Annotated in this window: 17 protein-coding genes; 3 read left to right on the forward strand and 14 right to left on the reverse strand. The window is 64.7% G+C overall.

What is annotated here, in order from left to right:
* The first annotated feature begins 89 nt into the window (after window positions 1–89).
* Together CWS35_RS35865 and CWS35_RS35870 are read left to right on the forward strand one after the other, a co-directional pair.
* On the forward strand, window positions 90–1,268 hold the full coding sequence (locus CWS35_RS35865) for a glycosyltransferase family 4 protein (protein ID WP_100955756.1): 1,179 nt from the start codon (window positions 90–92) through the stop codon (window positions 1,266–1,268).
* 15 nt (window positions 1,269–1,283) lie between these two features.
* Window positions 1,284–2,840, forward strand: a complete 1,557-nt coding sequence (locus CWS35_RS35870) for a hypothetical protein (protein WP_100955757.1) — start codon at window positions 1,284–1,286, stop codon at window positions 2,838–2,840.
* Between the two features lie 18 nt (window positions 2,841–2,858).
* On the opposite strand, the gene CWS35_RS35875 is transcribed toward CWS35_RS35870, so the two are convergent.
* The 12 genes from CWS35_RS35875 to CWS35_RS35930 all read right to left on the reverse strand — a co-directional run bounded on the left by CWS35_RS35875 (window position 2,859) and on the right by CWS35_RS35930 (window position 15,338).
* Window positions 2,859–4,061: an ABC transporter substrate-binding protein gene (locus CWS35_RS35875; protein ID WP_100955758.1), complete on the reverse strand. Its 1,203-nt coding sequence runs from the start codon at window positions 4,059–4,061 to the stop codon at window positions 2,859–2,861.
* Window positions 4,062–4,115: 54 nt separating this feature from the next.
* Window positions 4,116–4,817 carry an SDR family NAD(P)-dependent oxidoreductase gene (locus CWS35_RS35880; protein WP_100955759.1) on the reverse strand — a complete coding sequence of 234 codons (702 nt, stop codon included), beginning with the start codon at window positions 4,815–4,817 and terminating at the stop codon, window positions 4,116–4,118.
* 33 nt (window positions 4,818–4,850) lie between these two features.
* On the reverse strand, window positions 4,851–5,663 hold the full coding sequence (locus tag CWS35_RS35885) for a glutathione S-transferase family protein (protein ID WP_100955760.1): 813 nt from the start codon (window positions 5,661–5,663) through the stop codon (window positions 4,851–4,853).
* 25 nt (window positions 5,664–5,688) lie between these two features.
* Window positions 5,689–6,849 carry an iron-containing alcohol dehydrogenase gene (locus CWS35_RS35890; protein WP_100955761.1) on the reverse strand — a complete coding sequence of 387 codons (1,161 nt, stop codon included), beginning with the start codon at window positions 6,847–6,849 and terminating at the stop codon, window positions 5,689–5,691.
* 39 nt (window positions 6,850–6,888) lie between these two features.
* The gene (locus CWS35_RS35895) at window positions 6,889–7,662 is read right to left on the reverse strand and encodes an enoyl-CoA hydratase-related protein (RefSeq protein WP_100955762.1); all 774 of its coding nucleotides are present in this window, start codon (window positions 7,660–7,662) and stop codon (window positions 6,889–6,891) included.
* A gap of 11 nt (window positions 7,663–7,673) precedes the next feature.
* On the reverse strand, window positions 7,674–8,684 hold the full coding sequence (locus CWS35_RS35900; protein WP_024583882.1) for a nitronate monooxygenase family protein: 1,011 nt from the start codon (window positions 8,682–8,684) through the stop codon (window positions 7,674–7,676).
* 21 nt (window positions 8,685–8,705) lie between these two features.
* Complete coding sequence (locus CWS35_RS35905) at window positions 8,706–9,893, reverse strand: acetyl-CoA C-acyltransferase (RefSeq protein WP_100955763.1); 1,188 nt, start codon at window positions 9,891–9,893, stop codon at window positions 8,706–8,708.
* Between the two features lie 16 nt (window positions 9,894–9,909).
* Window positions 9,910–11,040 carry an acyl-CoA dehydrogenase family protein gene (locus CWS35_RS35910; protein ID WP_100955764.1) on the reverse strand — a complete coding sequence of 377 codons (1,131 nt, stop codon included), beginning with the start codon at window positions 11,038–11,040 and terminating at the stop codon, window positions 9,910–9,912.
* 67 nt (window positions 11,041–11,107) lie between these two features.
* On the reverse strand, window positions 11,108–12,289 hold the full coding sequence (locus tag CWS35_RS35915; protein WP_100955765.1) for an acyl-CoA dehydrogenase family protein: 1,182 nt from the start codon (window positions 12,287–12,289) through the stop codon (window positions 11,108–11,110).
* A 12-nt stretch (window positions 12,290–12,301) separates the two neighbouring features.
* Window positions 12,302–13,039 carry an SDR family oxidoreductase gene (locus CWS35_RS35920; RefSeq protein ID WP_024583886.1) on the reverse strand — a complete coding sequence of 246 codons (738 nt, stop codon included), beginning with the start codon at window positions 13,037–13,039 and terminating at the stop codon, window positions 12,302–12,304.
* A 48-nt stretch (window positions 13,040–13,087) separates the two neighbouring features.
* Window positions 13,088–14,641 carry a class I adenylate-forming enzyme family protein gene (locus tag CWS35_RS35925; protein ID WP_245438791.1) on the reverse strand — a complete coding sequence of 518 codons (1,554 nt, stop codon included), beginning with the start codon at window positions 14,639–14,641 and terminating at the stop codon, window positions 13,088–13,090.
* Window positions 14,642–14,699: 58 nt separating this feature from the next.
* The gene (locus CWS35_RS35930) at window positions 14,700–15,338 is read right to left on the reverse strand and encodes a 2-hydroxychromene-2-carboxylate isomerase (protein WP_100955766.1); all 639 of its coding nucleotides are present in this window, start codon (window positions 15,336–15,338) and stop codon (window positions 14,700–14,702) included.
* Window positions 15,339–15,545: 207 nt separating this feature from the next.
* On the opposite strand from CWS35_RS35930, the gene CWS35_RS35935 reads away from it, so the two are divergent.
* On the forward strand, window positions 15,546–16,058 hold the full coding sequence (locus CWS35_RS35935; RefSeq protein WP_100955767.1) for a helix-turn-helix domain-containing protein: 513 nt from the start codon (window positions 15,546–15,548) through the stop codon (window positions 16,056–16,058).
* Between the two features lie 27 nt (window positions 16,059–16,085).
* Here the strand turns inward: CWS35_RS35935 and CWS35_RS35940 are convergent, their stop codons facing one another.
* Complete coding sequence (locus CWS35_RS35940; RefSeq protein ID WP_100955768.1) at window positions 16,086–17,129, reverse strand: alpha/beta fold hydrolase; 1,044 nt, start codon at window positions 17,127–17,129, stop codon at window positions 16,086–16,088.
* A 103-nt stretch (window positions 17,130–17,232) separates the two neighbouring features.
* The gene (locus CWS35_RS35945; protein ID WP_100955769.1) at window positions 17,233–19,554 is read right to left on the reverse strand and encodes a molybdopterin guanine dinucleotide-containing S/N-oxide reductase; all 2,322 of its coding nucleotides are present in this window, start codon (window positions 19,552–19,554) and stop codon (window positions 17,233–17,235) included.
* Window positions 19,555–19,928 lie beyond the last annotated feature (374 nt).

The raw sequence follows: 19,928 nt of genomic DNA on the forward strand, positions 1-19,928 counted from the left end.
GCCACACGGTGTACGAGCGCTCGTCGCGTGATAAGCACGCGCACAAAAATGAAGGAGGCGAATCCACTCCTTCAACGGGTGAGGAGTCCGTGCTCCATTACAGGCCAAGCACAGAATTGCGCGAGGCACCGACCGCATCGCGCGAGAGCAAGCCGAAGCTGCGCGTCGTCCTGGTGCAGACCCAGGCCGAGAATGCCGGCGCGCAGGAGATATCACGGCTGCTCGGCAGCGGACTTATCGCGCGCGGCTATGACGTCGCCAACCTGTTCTTCTTCCGCAAATCGGATTCCTTCGACGAGCCTCCCAACACGTTCTATTGCGCGCCGAGCCGCCCGGGAAACCCGCTGGCGCTGCTGCGGATGCTGCGGACGCTCGCCGGTCACCTCAGGACCATCCGGCCCGATGTCGTCCTGACCTTTCAGCACTTCGGCAATGTGATCGGCGGCGGCGTGTCGCGTCTCGTCTGCCGCGCTCCAGTCATCGCCAACCAGGTGTCCTCGGCGCTGTCGATGAGCCTGCCGGTGCGCGCCGCCGACATCGTCATGGGCTCGACCGGCTTCTTCCAGTGCATCACGCTGAATTCGCGGGACATGGAACGTGAATACGCCCGCTATCCAGCGCCCTATCGGGCGCGGATGAAGCACGTCCCGCACGGCTTCGACGACAAGTCGCACAGCCTGCCGAAAGACGTTGCGCGGCAACAATTCAAGCTGCCGACGGAGCGTACCCTGCTCGGCTGCGCGGCGCGGCTGCACCCGCACAAGCGGCTCGATGCCGCAATTCGCCTGCTGGCTGCCGACCCATCCTGGCACCTCGCGCTGGCTGGCCAGGGCGCCGACGAGGAACGGCTCAGGGCGTTGGCGAATGAGCTTGATGTCATGGACCGGCTCCATTTCATCGGCGAGATTCCGCCGCGCCAGATGGCCGACTTCCTGGCCTGCCTCGATGTGTTCGTATTCCCCACTCAGGCGGAAACCTTTGGCCTCGCCGCCGTCGAAGCCGCCAGCGCCGGCATTCCCTGCGTGGTCAACGATCTCCCCGTGCTGCGCGAGGTGCTGTCCTACCAGGGGCAACCCGCGGCGGTGTTCGTCGACGCTGCCGACGAGGCCGAGTTCTCGGCCGCGGTGTCGAAAGTCCTGACAGATCATTCGTTGAGCGACCGGCTGCGGCAAAGCGCCGTGGGTCTCAAGTCGCGCTATTCATTGGATGCCATGATAGAGGAATACGTCCGCATTCTCGGCAATGCCGTGGGAATGGACGCGCACTAGGAAGTTGGGCTGGACATGATTATCGAGTTTCGCTGCGATCGGGAGCAGGCGCGGCTCTGGATGTGCCGTGAGTCGCTACGCGTCAACGATCAGGATATTCCCGTTCAGATCGCCTGGACCACGACGCCGACGCCGCGACCCGCAGGCCTCGACATGCTGTTCGAACTCGAACGCATCGTCCTGCGCAAGGGCAAGACCGTCGGCGCCGACAGGCTGACACAGGTTCCGCAGCGGCCTCGCGCAGGTAACCCCGACGTGGTGGTCGACTTCACCGATGCGCAGCGCGATCCGAAGTGCTCAGCCAGACTGTATCTCCGTCCACGGTTCAACGGACATGCGGGAGAAGGCGCCGCGCTGGCGGCGGTGCTCGCCGGCGACCTGCCGGTGATCGAAATCGTCAATGAGTTCGACGGCGCGGTGATGGACCGCGGCCATCCTTCCGCGGAAATCGCGGCCGGCCTGAGCGGCGGGCTCGACGCGGTCATGGTCCGCACGCTGTCCATGTTGCCGCCAATCCTGTCAGGAGCGCCACGACTGGTGCCGCAGCTGGTTGCTCCGGTGAGCGACGGCACTGCACGAAATCCCGCGCCTTTTGTCTTGCAGGGCCTGGCGACTTCGATCGCGAAGGAGATCTATCGGCTGTGCTGCTACGCGCCGCATTGGCACGTCGGCTGGCGCTACGCCGGGAATGCGGACGTCTGGCGCAGCGGTGACCTGTCCGGACCGACCTGGAACGTGCTCGGCGATTCCGGACATCGTTTCTATGCCGATCCCTTCCCGGTGAAGTGGCAGGGCAGAACGTTCGTCTTCTTCGAGGATCTCGACCATCGGGTCGGCAAGGGCATCATTTCCGCGATCGAATTCGACGGCAACGGCCCGGTCGGCAAGGCGTTACCGGTGCTCGAAGAGCCCTGGCACCTGTCCTATCCGTTCCTGATCGAGGACAATGGCGAGCTGTGGATGATCCCGGAGAGCACCGCGCATCGCGACGTTCCGCTCTACAAATGCATCCGCTTTCCGGACAAGTGGGAGCGGCACTCGACGCTGCTCTCCGGGCTCGAACTGGCCGACGTGACCATCACGCGGCACAACGGCCTGCATTACATGTTCGGCGCCTGGCGCGACGGCACCGGCGGATACTCCGACACGCTGGCGATCTACCATGCCGACCGGCTGCTCGGGCCGTGGCAGCCGCATGCGAGCAATCCCGTCCTGCTGGATCGCGCGACGACGCGGCCGGCCGGAAACTTCGTCACCATCAATGGAAAATTGTGGCGACCGGTGCAGGATTGCAGCAACGGATACGGCGCGGCACTCGGACTTGCCGAAGTGCTCGAACTGTCGCCGACGACCTACAGGCAGGCCGTCCGCCACCTGCTCAAGCCCGGGCCGCTGTGGACCGGCCGCAAGCTGCACACGCTCAACCGCTGCGGCCAGCTCGAGGTGATCGACGGATCGCGGGTTCAGCCGAAGACCACGGCCTTCCTGGCCAGCCTTCGCTCGAACGACCGGCCATCACAATGGGACTGGCACAGCGCGCTGGCGAAGCCGATCGCACGGCGGCTCCACTAGCGCGCCTCATAAGTCGGCTCAGTTTGAGTCGGCGCTCAACACGCCGCCGAACTGCTCCCATGAGCTTCCGGTCCAGCGTTGCAGTTGGAGCTGGGTGTAGGCCATGCTGTTGTCGGGTCCGGTGTTGATCGTGATGCCCGGCATCAAGGTTGGAAGCACCAGCCCCTTGATGTTGCGCGCCTGCTTGACGATGTTCTCGCGCGACAGGTCGTCGCCGCACTGCTTGAGGACCTGTTCCAGGATCTGGCCCTGCTGGGTGCCGAACAGGTAGTTGTTGTCACCGATGTCGGCGCCGGGAAGGTATTTCTCGAAATGGGCGCGATACCACTTCATGCCGGGATCGTCGGCCCACCTCTTGTCGTTCGGATCCTTGGTGATGGTCGCCACCACGACGCCCACCGCCTTGTCGGCGCCGGCAGGCACGATGGTCGCGGAGACCGAGCTCGACACGTAGTTGACGATGGTGAGCGGCGTCCAGCCGATCTCGCTCGCCTTCTTGATCGCCTGCGCGGCGAATTTCGGCGTGCCGGCGATCAGGAACGCCTGGGCGCCGGACGCCTTCAGCGTCACCACGCGGGATTCGATGGTGGGCTCGGTGACCTCATAGGGCGAGGTCACCACCTTCTTGTCGAAATCCGCCTTCAGCGTGTCCTTGAACGCCGCGACGAAATCGCGGCCGAGATCGTCGTTCTGGTAGAGGATCGCGATCTTCGCATCGGGCGCGGTCTGCGCGATGTATTTCGCGTAGATCTTTCCTTCGGTGCTGTAGCTCGGCAATCCCGTGGTGGTCAGCGGAAACTCGTTGAAATTGGCAAACTTGGTCACACCGCTGACGACGAACAGATGCGGCACCTTCTTGGCGTTGACGTATTTGATGGTCGCGCCGATGCCGGGCGTTCCGAGCGGGCCGAACAGGAATGCCACCTCGTCGCTCTCGATCAGCTTCCGGGTCTGCTCCACGGCCTTGGGCGGTGAATAAGCGTCATCGTAGGTGATGAGGTTGATCTTGCGGCCATTGATGCCGCCCCGGTCGTTGATGGAATGGACGTAGGCAATCAGGCCCTTGCCGGTATTGCTGAGCGGAGATGCCGGGCCGCTGAACGGGAATGTCGCCCCGATCTTGATTTCGGATTCGGACACGCCGGGCGTCTCGGCGCTCACTGGAGCACCGGCAAACGCCGCAAGCATCGCGATAGAAACAGCAAACTTCCTCAACAGCATTACACTCCCCCGAGTTCTTTTTGAATTGACCGTCACTTGCAACCGACGCGTGGACTACCAGACCTCACCGAACGGCCTGATCTCGACATTGAACGACCACGCGCTGCGATCCTGATGGACGACGTGCCAGACCTCGTCGGCGATCGCCCGTGGCTTGATGAAGAAGTCGTCCGGCCGCTCCGGCCAGCGCTTCCGCGTCCACTCCAGATCGATCACCGCGTCGATCACGACATAGGCAACGTGCACGCCCTGCGGCCCGAGATCGCGGGCCATCGCCTCGGCAAGGATCCGCTGCGCCGCCTTGGTCGGCGCGAACCCTGCAAAGCCGGCCTTGCCGCGTAAGGCCGACGTGTTGCCGGAGGCGACGATGGCGCCCTTGCCGGCGCTGACCATCGCCGGGGCAAATCGCCTTGCCAAATACAACAAGCCCATCGTGTTGACCTGGAAGTTGCGATTGAGAATCTGCGGATCGATCTCGCGGAAGGTGCCGAATGCCCCGCCGACCGCATTGTGGATCACGACCTCAGGACTGCCGAGATCGCGCTCCACGGCGGAAGCCACCGTCTCGACGTCAGCGGGATCGGACACGTCGCATCGATAGGCTTTTGCACCGGGCAACTGTCTTTCGAGCGCGGCGAGCCGCTCCTCGTTCCGGGCGAGCAGCGCGACGCGATAGCCGCCTTCAGCGAACCTTCTGGCGAGCGCCGAACCAGTGCCGGGGCCGACACCGGATATCAGACAGACGGGTGCGGTCATGCGATCACTCCTCCGCGTTAGAGCCAGCAGGTGTCATGGTTCGGCCGCAGCCTTCGACCGCAGCTTCTCGACGTAAGGCTTGAGGTCCGGCGCAAAATGCGCGTGCGCGACCAGCCGGGCAAAATGGGCGAACATCAGCGGATACCCATCCTGCACCCCGGGATGCAGGATCCTGGTCAATCCCTGTTTGTCCAATTGCTCGCTCCGCCCGTACTCGTTCATGAACAGCGCGAGCTCGGCGGCAAAGCAGATGTCGGCAATCGAGATGCCGTCCCCGACCAGCGTCTCGCGCCGGGACGACAGCGCCTGCTCGATCCCGGACGCATAGATCGCGAACGCATCCCTGGCGCGGGCATGAATCGCCGCGTCGACCGTCCCGCCCGACAGCGCGAGCAGATAGATCTGCGAATCCCGCGCGAACACCAGGCTGACATCGAGAAAGCTGTCGATCCTGGATGCCTCATAGGCGTCGCGCCCGTAGAGCGGGAACTTGCCTTCTCCGAGCCGCGCCACCGCACGCATGATGCTGTTGGATTCGAATATTCCGACCTCGCCGTCAGGTCCGAACGCCGCCGGCACGTTGCCGAATGGCTGCGCCGCCATGAAGGCATCGGTCTTGAACAGCTGCGCACCGGTCAGGCCGACCCGTCCGGTCCGCGCCAGCGACGACAGCGCGGTGCGTTCCTGCTCGGTCAGGGGATGGGCATCGTAGTCCCACAGCCAATCGCGCAACTCCTTGCCCGAGGCGCCCCTGACCTCGACGTCGACGCCGCAGAACCGCGCGGCGATGGTGGCCTTCCAGACCCGCGGGTTCGGCAGATAGGAGAAGATGCGCAAGGCGGCCATGATGGCGGCTCCGGGTGCTGTTATCTCAGGCGGCGAGCTTCAAGATCTTGACGACGTCATCGGGCTCGCGGATCGGTTGCGGGTTGGCGCGCGTGAAGATCGACAGCATCGCGTTCCGACCGATCAACTCGAAGCGATCTTCGCCAACGCCGACATCTGCGAGCCGGCGTGGCAGGCCGAGCTCCGCGATGAAGCCTGCGAACGCCTCGCCGGCGTCGCGCCCCGGCGCGCCGAGCGCGGCGGCGATCGCTTGCTGGGCCTTTTCCGTCGCGGGGTGGTTGTAGCGCAGCACGCTCGGCATCATCACTGCCGTGCAGAAATAGTGCGGCACGTCGCAGGTGCCGCCGAGCACATGGCCGATGGCGTGGCTGGCGCCCATCGGCACCCGCGACTGCAATCCGAACGCGGATAGCCACGAGCCGAGTTGGCAATTCAGCCGCGCCGCCTCATCATCGGGATTGGCCTTGGTGCGCAGCAGGCCGTCGTGCAGATAGCGCAAACCTTGCTGGCACACCGCGTCGACCAGCACGTTCGGACGGCTGGAGCAGATCGCCTCGATGCCATGGTCCATCGCGCGCGTGCCGGAGCCGAGCCAGAGCTTCTCCGGGGTATACTTCGTGATCGCCGGATCGAGGATGATGCTGCGCGGCATCATCATCGGATGGTTGAAGATCTGCTTCAGCTTGCGGCTGGTGTCGGTCACCAGCGCGCCGGAATTGTATTCGCCGCCCGACAGCGTGCTGGGGATCGCGATCATCCGGACCTTCGGGGTCCGGAACGGCCCGAACCGGCGGTCCGGCGTGGTTTCGAAGCCGTCGAGCCCCGCGGGCTCGAAGATCTCATGCTCGATACACATCAAGACAATCTTCGCCGCATCGACCACCGAGCCGCCGCCGATCGCGACCACGAGGTCAGCCCTGGCTTCGCTGGCTTGCCTCGCGATCTGCGTCACGACATCGCGCGTCGTGTGCTGCGGCACGCCGTCGAAAGTGGCGGCATGACGATCGCCGAGACTTTTGCGGATCTTCTCGATCTCGTCGGTCGTGGTGTTCAGCGTCCGGCTGGCGATCAGGTAGACGCGCCTCGCGTCCAGCCGCTCGGCCTCCTCGCGCAGCGCTTCGGCTGCGGGCTTGCCGTAGATCACGGATTCCATGGTGGGGTATTGATGGCTGCCGGCAACGTGCATGCTTCACTCCCTCGATGGTTCCGTGCGTTACGTCGCCGGTCAGGCCGACAGCTTGGAAAAATCCGGCTGGCGCCGCTCCGCGAAGGCGGCAAACGCCTCTCGCGCCTCGGGCGTGGTCAGCCTTTCCTTGAACAGCACGCCTTCCTCGGCGATCTGCGCCGCGATCCGCTGGTGCTCGCGCATCAGCTGCTTGGTCATGCCGAGCGAGCCGGCCGGCCGTTTGGTCAGCGCGATCGCCGCGTCATGCGCCTTCTTGCGCAGATCCGCTTGCGGCACCACGGCGTTGGCGAGACCGGAGGCCAGCGCGCCCTGCGCATCCATCGGCTCGCCGAGCGCGAACATCGCGTAGGCCCGCGCGTGCCCGATCCGCAGCGGCAGCAGCCAGCTCGACGCCGCCTCCGGCACCAGCGCCAGATTGACGAACGGCGTGATCAACCGGGCATTCTCGGCGAGATAGACCAGGTCGCAATGCAGCAGCATGGTGGTGCCGACGCCGACCGCATTGCCCTGCACCGCCGCGACCAACGGCTTGCCGACCTTGCTGATGGTTTCGATGAAGCGATGCGCCGGACTATCGACCGCGCTCTCACCGCGTGCCTGGCTCGCGAAGTCGGCCAGGTCGTTGCCGGCGGTGAAGCTGTCGCCATCGCCCTGGAACAGGATCACGCGTACGGACGGATCCGCCTCGGCCTGCTTCAGCGCGCTCGACATCGCGTCATACATGGCGCCGGTCAGCGCATTCTTCTTCTCGGGCCGCCGCAAGGTCAGCGTCATCACCCCTGCAGCGATCTCGACCTCGACATGCTCGGTCATGGCATTCTCCCTCAGGCGACCGCGCGGGCCGGCTTGGCGTCGAACTTGCCGTCGAGGAAGCCGGTCAGGCGCTGCCGGATGATCGTCTCGGCCTCGGACATGATGCGGTCGATCAATTCCTTGACGGTCGGGATGTCATGGATCAGGCCGACCACCATGCCGCAGCTCCAGGCGCCGGCATCCATCTCGCCATCGATCATCACCTTCGGGTAGACGCCGGCGACCTGCTCGTGGATGTCCTCGATCTTCAGCGTCTTGCCCTTCTCGCGCTCGATCTCGAGCAATTCGTCGACGCCCTTGTTCTTCAGCACCCGCTCGGTGTTGCGCAGCGCGCGCATCACCAGCCTTGTGTCGAGCTCGTCGGCATCGAGCAGCGCCTGCTTCACGTTGGGATGAACCGGCGCTTCCTTGGTTGCGATGAAGCGGGTGCCCATGTTCATGCCGGCAGCGCCCATCGACAGCGCCGCCACCAGGCTGCGCGCATCCGCCATGCCGCCGGAGGCGACGAACGGGATCGTCAGTTCGTCCGCCGCGCGCGGCAGCAGGATCATGTTCGGGATGTCGTCCTCGCCGGGATGGCCGCCGCACTCGAAGCCATCGACGCTGACCGCATCGCAGCCGATCTTCTCGGCTTTCAGCGAATGCCGCACCGAGGTGCATTTGTGGATCACCTTAATGCCGGCGGCCTTCAGCGCCGGCATGTACTGCTCGGGGCTGCGGCCCGCGGTCTCCACCGCCTTGACGTCGCCCTCGCGGATCGCGGCGATGTATTCCGGATAGGGCGGCGCGGTGAAGCTCGGCAGGAAGGTGAGGTTGACGCCGATCGGCTTGTCCGTCATGTCGCGGCAGCGCGCGATCTCCTTGGCCAGCAATTCCGGCGTCCGCTGGGTCAGGCCGGTGATGATGCCGAGGCCGCCGGCATTGGAGACCGCCGCCGCCATCTCGGCAAAGCCGACATAATGCATGCCGCCCTGGATGATCGGATGCTGGATACCGAACAGTTCAGTGATTGCTGTCTTCACAAGTCTCTCCCGCGTTTCCGATCAATTGATGATTTCGAACAGACCGGCCGCGCCCATGCCGCCGCCGATGCACATGGTCACCACGCCGTATTTGGCCTTGCGCCGGCGGCCCTCGATCAGGAGGTGGCCGGTGAGCCGCGCGCCGGTCATGCCATAGGGGTGACCGATCGCGATCGAGCCGCCATTGACGTTCAGCCTGTCCGGGTCGATGCCGAGCTTGTCGCGGCAATAGATCACCTGCACCGCGTAGGCTTCGTTGAGTTCCCAGAGATCGATGTCGTCGATCTTGAGGTTGTGCCGCTTCAGCAACCGCGGGATCGCGGCGACCGGGCCGACGCCCATCTCGTCCGGCTCGACGCCGGCGGCGACGAAGCCGCGGAAGATGCCGAGCGGCTTCAAGCCTTTCTGCGCGGCGATCTTGTCGCTCATGATCACACAGGCGGAAGCACCGTCGGAGAGCTGGCTGGCGTTGCCGGCGCTGATGGTCTTGCCCTCGAACACCGGCTTGATCTTGGCGAGGCCGTCCGCCGTGGTGTCCGGCCGGGGGCCTTCGTCCTTCGCCAGCGTCACCTGCTGAAAGCTGACGTCCTTGGTGTCCTTGTTGACGACGGCCATTTTCGTCGTGATCGGCACGATCTCATCGTTGAAGCGGCCGCCCTGCAACGCGGCGCCGACGCGGCGCTGGCACTTCAGGCTGTACTCGTCCTGCTTGTCGCGGCCGATCCCATAGCGTTCGGCGACGACCTCGGCCGTCTCCAGCATCGACATGTACATCTCCGGCTTCATCGCCATCAGCTCGTCGTCGACGGCGTGGAACCGGTTCATGTGCTCGTTCTGCACCAGGCTGATCGATTCGATGCCGCCACCGATCGCGATCTCGACGCCATCGAGCATCACCGAGCGCGCGGCGACCGCGATCGCCTGCAAGCCGGAGGCGCATTGCCGGTCGATGGTGGTGCCGGCGACCGTGACAGGAAGCCCCGCGCGGATCGCACCCTTGCGGGCGACGTTCATCACCATGGTGCCCTGCTGCATGGCGCAGCCCATCACCACGTCCTCGACTTCGCCCGGCGCGATGCCGGCGCGTTTCACCGCCTCCGCCATCACATGACCGGCCAGGGTCGGGCCGTCGGTGTTGTTGAGTGCGCCGCGATAGGCCTTGCCGACGCCGGTGCGCGCCGTGGAAACGATCACTGCATCTGGTGACATGCTTGCCTCTCTGGCTTTAAGCGGCCGCGTCGAGCTGCGCATAGCGCAGCACGTGATAGGCGGGATCGCCGAACTGGATGTTGATGGAGGAAATCCGCTTGAAGTAGTGGCCGACATTGAGCTCGTCGGTCATGCCCATGCCGCCGTGGAGCTGCACGGCCTGATCGGCGACGAACTTGCCGGCATAGCCGATCTTGGATTTTGCGCCCGACGCCAGCCGGGACAGGCCGGCTTCACCCTCGTTCAAGCTGAGCGACAGATGCTGCATCAAGGACAGCGCCTCCTGATGCGCGATGAACATGTCGACCATCCGGTGCTGCAACACCTGGAAGCTGCCGATCGTGGTGCCGAACTGCTTGCGCGTCTTGGAATACTCCAGGGTCGCCGCATTCAGCTCGCCGATCGCACCGACCGCCTCGGCACAGAGCGCGCCGATCGCGCGGTCGCGGCAGGCTTCGAGCGCGGCCACGCCCTCGCCTTCCCTGCCGAGCAATTCCGCGCGGACGCCGCGCAGGCTGATTTCGGCCGCGCGGCGGCCGTCGATGGTCTTGAAGCTTTGCAGATCGAGATTGGCGGCGCGGCGATCGACCACGAACAGGCTGACACCACCGCGATCGTGGCGATGGCCCGAGGTGCGCGCGGAGACGATGAGATAGTCCGCCCAGGGCGCGGCCAGCACCGCAGTCTTCTCGCCGGTGAGCAAGTAGCCATCGCCGTCGCGGCGCGCTGTGGTGGTAACGGTCGCGAGATCGAACCGCGAGCCCCGCTCGGTCCAGGCCAGCGCCCAGAGCTTCGTTCCCGAGATGATCTCGGGGATGAAGGCCTGCTGCTGCACTTCGGAGCCGACCTGCTCGATCAGGCCGCCGGCCGCGACGATTGTCTCGACGAACGGCTCGACCACGAGGTGGCGACCGAACTCCTGCATGATGATCATGGTCGCCAGCGGTCCGCCGCCTAGTCCACCTGCGGCTTCCGAGAATGGCGCCGCGAGCAGGCCGAGCTCGGCGAATTCAGCCCATTGCTTGCGGCCAAGACCTTCCTCGCTCGCGACGATCTTGCGGCGGGCGTCGAAATCATACTGGTCGCGCAGCAGCCGCTGGACGCTGGACCGCAACAATTCCTGCTCTTCCGTGAACTGGATATCCATCCGATCCTCTCGTTGCGCTGCTGCCAGAGCGTGACGCGATGCAAGTTCTTAGTTTGGGCGTCGCGCCCTAGAGCCCGAGCACCGCCTTGGCGATGATGTTGCGCTGGATCTCGTTCGATCCGCCGTAGATCGAGAGCTTGCGCGAGTTGAGGTACTTCTCCGATGCCGTATGGCCGTAGTCCGGGCCCGGCATGAAGTGGTTGGCGCTGACCGGATGCTCGCGGATCGCCAGCCCGTAATTGCCGATCGCGCGGTGCGTCAGTTCGGTGATGTTCTGGAAGATCTCGGTGCCGCGGATCTTGAACAGCGATGCCGCCGGCCCCGGATCGATGCCGCGCGCCATCTGGGCGACGACGCGCAACTCGGTCGCCTCCAGCGCCAGCACGTCGAGCTCGACGCGGGCGATGTCGCGGATGAATTCCAGATGGGCCGGATCGTCTTCCGGGATCTCGGCTTTCACGATCTTCTTCAGCCGATCGATATAACGCGTCGAGCGTCCGATCCCGGCCATGCTGGTGCGCTCATTGCCGAGCAGGAACTTGGCGTAGGTCCAGCCCTTGTTCTCCTCGCCGATCAGGTTTTCGACGGGGACGCGGACGTTCTCCAGGAAAACGTCGTTGACCTCGTGCGAGCCGTCGATGGTGATGATCGGACGCACGGTGACACCGGGCGATTTCATGTCGATCAGCAGGAAAGAGATGCCGGATTGCGGCTTCGCCGTCGGATCGGTCCGCACCAGGCAGAAGATCCAGTCGGCATGCTGCGCCAGAGTGGTCCAGGTCTTGTGGCCGTTGACGATATAGTGGTCGCCATCGCGTACCGCCTTGGTGCGAACGGTGGCGAGATCGGAGCCGGAGCCCGGCTCCGAATAACCCTGGCACCACCAGTCCTCGCCGGAGAGAATCCGCGGCAAGAACTTCGTCTTCTGCGCCGCGTTGCCGAAGGTGTAGATGACAGGGCCGACCATGGTGACGCTGAACGCCAGCGGCGGCATCGTGCCGGCGCGCGTCGTCTCCTGCTCGAAGATGAAGCGGCGGGTGATCGACCAGCCCGGGCCGCCATATTCCTTCGGCCAGAGCGGCGCGATCCAGCCCTTGCCGTGCAGGATTCTATGCCACAGCAGCATCTGCTCCTTGGAGAGATCGGTCTCCGGATTGGCGACGCGCATCTCCGCCGGATAATTGTCCTTGATGAACGCGCGAACCTCGTCGCGAAACGCCGCATCGTCAGGGGATAGCGCGAGCTCCATCGGACCTGCTCCCTACCACTTCTCGCCGAAGGGCCGGATTTCGAGCTCGAAGGTCCAGGCACTCTTCGGTTGCTGGTACAGTTGCCAATAGGACGAGGCGACCGAAGCCGGCGGCATCAAGAGATCGGGGTTGTCGAGCGCCTCCTTGCCCCAAAGCTGTTCCCGCCGCTCCCGCACCCAGGCCGTGTCGACGCCGGAGTCGATGATGAGATGCGCGACATGGATGTTCTTCGGGCCCAGTTCGCGCGCCATCGCCTGTGCCACTGCGCGCAGGCCGAACTTGGCGCTGGCGAAGGCGGCAAAACCGCTGCCGCCACGCAGCGAGGCGGTCGCGCCAGTGAAGAAGATGTTGCCCTCGCCGCGCGGCAGCATCAGCCGCGCCGCCTCGCGTCCCGCCAGGAATCCGGAATAGCAGGCCATCTCCCAGACCTTGCGGAACACACGCTCGGTGGTCTCGAGGATCGGGAAGTTGACGTTGGCGCCGATGTTGAAGATGCAGACTTCCAGCGGCGCATGCTTGTCGGCATCGTTGAGGAAGGAGATGATCTCCTCCTCCTTGCGCGCATCGAGCGATCGCGCATGAATCTCGCCACCGGCGGCCTCGATCTCCTTGACCAGCGGCGCCAGCTTGTCGCCATTGCGGCGACCGGCGAAGATCGTGAAGCCCTCGGCGGCGAACTTCTTGGCGATCTCACCGCCGATGTAATCACCGGCACCAATGACGGCGACCGTCTTGTTTCTCTTCTGCATGGTGTTTCTCCGGTCTTTTGCTTGAGTGGTGGTTCTACGGACGATGCGTCAGCTTTGGCCGCGCAGCGATTCCGCCAGCTTGTGTTTCAAGAGCTTGCCCGTCGATGTCGCGGGCAGCGCGTCCATCAGGATAATCTCCGACGGCCGCTTGTACGAGGTCAGTTGCGGGGCAACATGGGCCATCAGGTCCGTCGCCGTCGCCGTCGATCCCTTGATCAGCTGCACGAAGGCGACGACTTCCTCGTTGCCCTCGACCGACCGCCCGACCACGGCGCACTGCACAACGGCGTCATGCGTGCTCAGCACGGCCTCGATCTCGGCCGGATAGACGTTGAACCCGGAGCGGATGATCATCTCCTTGGTTCTTCCGACGATATAGAGCACGTCATCCTCGAAGCGCGCCAGATCACCGGTGTTGAACCAGCCGTCGGGGTCGATCGCCTTGGCGGTCAGATCGGGTGCGCGGTAATAGCCCCGCATCACGTTCGGGCCGCGAACATGCAACTCGCCGACTTCGCCTGATGCAACCGGCTTGAGGTCACGGCCGACCAGCTTCGCCTCGAGGCCCGGCATCACGGCGCCGACCGCATGGTCGGCCCGCGGGTTGTCGGGCCGGACGCCGGAGATGCCCGGCGAGCATTCGGTGATGCCGTAACCATTGAGCAGCGGCAGGCCCAGTTCCTGCTCGACCCGGGATTTGAGCTCGAGGTCGAGCGGCGCGCCGGCCACCGAGATCACCCGCAAGCGGCCGCGATCGAGCTTCGCCAGGCCGGCATTGCGCCGATATTCGAGCAGGCGCTGATAGGTCGCAGGCACACCGTTCAGGATGGTGATGCCCTCTTCCGCCATCGCCTTGACCAGCGCGGCCGGATCGTATTTCGCGACCAGACGCACGGTGGCGCCGACCATCAAGGTCATGGTCAGCAACGAGATGCCGACGATGTGCGAGATCGGCAGCACGCAGTACTGCACGTCATCTGCCGTCATCTTGCGGAACGCCGCGGTGCCGCGGGCGCTGAACAGCAGGTTGCGGTGGGTCAGCATCACGCCCTTCGGCGCGCCCGTGGTGCCCGACGTGTAAATGAGGACCCCGACTTGGCTTGCGCCGTCGGCCTCGACCGGCTCGGCCACCGTGGCCAGATTCAGGCCGGTGACCGCGATGCCGCGGAACGGACCGACGTCCTGGATGGCAGCCTCATAACGCGCGGCATGCGCGGCCGCCTCCTGCGACACGTCGGCGGTCAGCAGCACGCGGCGGGCGCCGCTGTGATCCCTGATCTGGTCGAGCTCGCGCGGCGACAGCCGCGGATTGACCACGATCGACCAGACATCGAGCCGGCTTGCCGCCAGCAGCAGGCAGGCGAGCGGAATCGAATTCTCGCTCACGATCATCATGCGGTCGCCGGCGCGGATGCCGAGCGCCTGCAATGCGGCTGCGACGCGATCGACCGCCTGATCGAGCTCCCGATAAGTCAGCCGCATCTTGTCGTCGATCAGCGCCGGATGATTTGGCGTCGCCACGACATGATGATTGATCACCTCATGGATGCGGTTCGGCAAGCCTTCCACGCTTCCTTCGGCAAACTCGGTCAACGCCTGCACTGAAACCTCCCTGTCGCAGCCCTTCGGGCCTGATTTCTTGGCTTGAGGAATCTCCCGCTCAGGCGGTCTTGCGCTGCCCCGCGGCCAACTGAGCCACGATCTCGTCCTCGACTTCTCGCAAGCGATCCTTGCCGAAGAATATCTCGTCGCCGACAAAGAAGGTCGGCGAGCCGAACGAGCCACGCGCCACGGCGTTGCTGGTGTTGTCGATCAGCTTCTTCTTCACCTCGTCCTGCTGGGCGCGGGCGATGATCCGATCGGTGTCGAGACCCGAAGACAGGAAGGCTTCGCGAAACACCTGCGGATCATCCATTTTCTTGGGCTCGGACCACATGTGGTGATAGGCGGCGCGGAAATAGGGCTCGAACAGTCCCTCGAAATCGGCGGCGACGACGCCGCGCATCAACATCAACGTGTTGACCGGGAAGAACGGGTTCGACTTGAAGGTCGTGATGTTGTGGCGGCGCAGGAAACGCTCGGTCTCGAGCGCATTGTATTCCGGCTTGTTCTTGATCCCGCGCAGAGACTCGCCGGGCGACATGTTTCCGGTCGCCTTGTAGACGCCGCCGAGCAGCACCGGGACGTAATCGAACTTCACGCCGGTGCGCTTTTCGATGCCCGGCAGCGCGAGCTCGGCGAGATAGGCGTTCGGACTTCCGAAATCGAAGTGGAATTCGACCTTGAGCGGAGCAGCCATGGAACGCCTTCCCTTCGATTGGCAGCAATCGTCCGTCACTGCCGGTTGATCGTGGCCGAGACCATAAGTTCTATTTTAGAACTGTCAATATGATATTTGTCATGCAATGGCTTGGATATAGCCCTATGAAAGGCATCCTATTGAAACGACGTGAGTTCTGTTTTAGAATTTTGTTGGTTTTGCCGTTGCAGACTGCTGGAGACACCGATGAAATGGGATGCCCTCGAGGAGGAGCCGTGCTCGCTGGCCCGCACCGTGGCGGTGATCGGCGACCGCTGGAGCCTGTTGATCCTGCGCGAATGTTTCCTGCGCATCCGCAGGTTCGACGACTTCCAGGCGTCGCTCGGGATCACCCGGCATCTGCTCGCCGACCGGCTGAAGAAGCTGGTGCGATTCGGCGTGCTGCGCAAGATTCGCTATCAGGACGCGCCGAAGCGCTACGAATACATCCTGACCCAGAAGGGGCTCGACCTCTATCCGATCATCATGTCGATCGTGCACTGGGGCAACGTCCACATGGTCGACGCGCGCGGCCGGCCGCTGCTGCACGAACACAAGACCTGCGGGAAGATGTTCGATCCCGTCATGGTCTGCTCGGAATGCGGCGAGCCGCTCAGCGCCAAGCACGTCCATGTGCATCCGGGCCCCGGCGCCCGGCGATCGTCGCCGCTGCACGCCAGCGCGCGGGAGCGCACCAAGCGAGCCGCTGAGTCCGGTTAGACAATCGCCACCCCACGCGGCCAGTGGCTATTTGACCAGCGTGGCGCCGGTCTCCGGGTGCTGCAACCAATCGAGCAGCGCCTCGTGGAAGCGTGCCGGCGCCTGGATCTGCGGCGAATGGCCGAGGTCGGGGAATTCGATCAGCTGCGCATGCGGAATCCGCTTGGCGGCCGCCTTGCCCAGCACCGGATAATTACCGAGCGTCTTGCGGACCTCCGGCGACGCGGTGTCCTTGGCGATCGCCGTGGTGTCCTTGTCGCCGACAAACAGCAGCGTCGGCGGCTTGATCTGCTCGAATTCGTAGAACACCGGCTGGGTCGCGATCATGTCGTAGAGCCGCGCCGAACTCGACGCCACGGCGGCGCGGCCCTCTCCGCGATACATCCCGGCCAGCATCTGCACCCACACCTCGTAGGACGGATCCCAGGTGTCGGCGTAATAAGTGGCGCGCTCATAGGCGCGGATGCTGTCCGCGGTGACGCGCGTCTCGCGCTGCATCCAGCCGTCGAGGCTGAGCCACGGCACGCCCTTGGCCTTCCAGTCCTCGAGGCCGATCGGATCGACCAGCACCAGGCGGTCGGTGGCGTCCGGATACATCAGGGCGTAGCGCATCGCCAGCATGCCGCCGGTCGAGTGGCCGACCATGATCGAATGCTCGATCCCGAGCGAGGCGAGCAGCGCGCGGCTGTTGCCGGCAAGCTGCTGGAAGGTGAACTGATAGCGTTCCGGCTTCGAGGATTTGCAGAAGCCGATCTGGTCCATCGCGATCACGCGATAGCCGGCGCCGCTGAGCGCCTTGATGGTGCCGTCCCAGGTCGCGGCACAGAAATTCTTGCCATGCAGCAGCACCGCGGTCTGGCCATTGGCCGCCGCGGGCTTGACGTCGAGATAGGCCATCTCGAGCTCCTGCCCCTGCGAGCTGAAGCGATAATGTTGCACCGGATAGGGATAGTCGAAGCCCTGTAATTCCGGTCCATAGGCCGGTTCGGCGGCGGTCTGCGCCGAAGCGTTGGACGCGCCAAGCGCGATGGTCGCAGCGGCGGCAAGATGAATCAGGGTTCTCAGGTGCATCTCAGCGGGTCCGATCTCAGGGCGATCCGACGATGCGGTAGCTCAACGGCCGGGCGCCATCCAGCGCCGTCAGATGATTTGTTCGTGATCAGCCGTAGTTCCGCTATTCGGGATCGAAGGCGCGGATCGGCGGCAGATTGCCGTTGAAACGCTCGACCTGCACCGTCGTGAGCTGACCGGTGCAGCCCTGTGCGAAGGATGACGTCCCGATGTCGCGCGTCAGCACGTTCGGATTGCCGTGGACACATAGCGGCGCCTCGTCCTCGGGGTCCATCGGGTCGTACCAGGCACCGGTCGGCAACTGGACCACGCCAGGCGCGATGCCGTCGGTGACGTGCACGGCGGCGAGGCAAGCCCCACGCGCATTGAACAGCCGGATGATGTCGCCGTCCGCAATGCCGCGCGCCGCGGCATCGCGCGGGTTCATGCGCGCGACCTCGCGGCCGCGGTGCTTGGCCTCCAGCGAATGGCCGCCGAAATCGAGCTGGCTGTGCAGGCGCGTCACCGGCTGGTTCGCCACCAGGAAACACGGCGAGCCCGGCGTCGGCGTGTCGGTCTTCTCGAGCCACACCGGATGGCCCGGACAATCGGCATCGCCATGATCCGATATCTTCTGCGAGAAGATCTCGATACGGCCGCTCGGCGTCGGCAGCGGACGCGCCACGGGGTCCTCGCGGAAGCGGCGCAGCGAGCCGCCGTCGTCGAGATGTTGCGGCACGACCAGGCTGCCGCGCTCCCAGAACTCCTCGAAGCTCGGCGACTCGGCTCCGCGCGCGGCCAGCGCCTTGCGGGTCGGCTCGTAGAGACGTTCGAGCCACTCGCGCGACGTGCGCCCCTCGGTGAAGGGCTCGCGGGCCCCGAGCCGCTCGGCGAGGTCGGCGAAGATGTCGTAGTCGTCGCGCGCAAGCCCGAACGGCTCGGCGATCCGGTGCATCGCGACCATCAGCGGATCGTTGGTGGAATAGCCGATGTCCTCGCGCTCCAGCGTCATCGTCGCAGGCAGCACGATGTCGGCGTGCCGCGCCGTGGCGGTCCAGGCGAGCTCATGCACCACCAGCGTGTCGAGCCGCGCAAACGCCTTGCGCAGCCGGTTGAGATCCTGGTGATGGTGAAACGGATTGCCGCCCGCCCAATAGACCAGGCGGATATCCGGATAAGTCCGTGTCTCGCCATTGTAGCGATAGCTGGTGCCGGGATTGAGCAGCATGTCGGCGATGCGCGCCACCGGAATGAAGTCGGCGACGCCGTTGCGGCCTTGCCCAAGCGTCGGCCCCGGCACGGCATTGACGCGGCGGCCGTAATAGCCGATCGCGCCGAGCGAATAGGCGTAACCTCCGCCGGGCAGGCCGATCTGGCCGAGCGCCGCCGCCAGCACCATGCCCATCCAGACCGGCTGCTCGCCATGCTCGGCGCGCTGCAACGAATGCGAGACGGTGATCAGCGCGCGCCGCCCGGCGAGCCGGCGGGCGAGCACCTTGATCGCGCCGGCGTCGATGCCGCAGATCGCTGCGGCCCATTCCGCGCTCTTCGGCTGCCCATCGCTCTCGCCGGTCAGATAGCGCCGGAACACCGGCCAGCCCTCGGTATAGCGATCGAGGAACGCCTGATCATGCAGGCCTTCGCCGACCAGGGTGTGGACGATACCGAGCATCAGCGCGGTGTCGGTGCCGGGCATTGCCGTGATCCATTCGGCGCCGGCCTCGACCGGCAGATCGTCGCGCAGCGGGCTGACCAGGATGAACTGGCAGCCGCGCCGTTGCGCCGCTTCCATTGCGCCCCGTTCAATGTGCTTGCTGATCGAGCCGCCGGCGACCATCGAGTTCTTCAGCGCCATGCCGCCGAACGCCAGCACGATGTCGGTTTCACCAGCGATCTGCTCCCAGGTGACGTTGCGCTTGGTGATGTCCTCGTAACCGGCGAGGATCTGCGGCAGCAGCACCGAGGACGCGCCAGACGAATAGGTGTTCACCGAACGGACATAGCCGCCGAGTGCGACGTTGAGGAAGCGATGCACCTGGCTCTGCGCGTGATGGAAGCGGCCGGCGCTCGACCAGCCATAGGAGCCGCCGAACACCGCGCCCGGCCCGACCGTGTCGCGAACCCGTGAAAGCTCACCGCCCAGGAGATCGAGCGCCTTCTCCCAGCTGACCGGGACGAATTCATCGCGGCCGCGGCGATCATCGGGCCCCGGACCGCGCTCGAGCCAGCCGCGGCGGATCGCCGGCTGGGCAATACGCGCCTGATGACGCAGTGCGCCGGGGAAATTGTTGACGATGCCGTTTGGATCGGGATCGCCGGCATAGGGCCGGACTTCGAGACCGTCCTTGCCGAGACGCGCCGAAAACACGCCCCAATGCGAGGTGTGCGGCTTGAAACCATCCGACAGGTCGAGACCGGGATCGGGATGGCCAATGGTTTCGCTCATTCAGCAGGCGTCCTTCCAAAGCTCGATCTCGAACCACATCGCCGCCAGTATAATGACCTGTTCCTTGATGTCTCAGATCCGGGGGTACCGGAAATGCAGGAAACCCCGCAAGCGGGCGTGAAGCTGGAGATCCGATCTGCTCGATCACCGCTGAGAACTCTGCTTACTTACCCAGCTACCATTCGTTCTCCGGGCACTTTCTCTCATGGCTTCTGAGAACGCCCTGATCCGCGACTGCGATTTAATTCGCCGCGAATGCTGGACGCATATTATTAATTAGATGCCTTTATGCGGCAAGTTGTCACAGTCATGTCACGCCCTCCGATTAATCGAAATTTAAGGAAATGCGGGGCGGTGGAATGCACAACAAATCG

It is taken from the genome of Bradyrhizobium sp. SK17, assembly GCF_002831585.1.
In the GTDB taxonomy this organism is placed as follows: domain Bacteria; phylum Pseudomonadota; class Alphaproteobacteria; order Rhizobiales; family Xanthobacteraceae; genus Bradyrhizobium.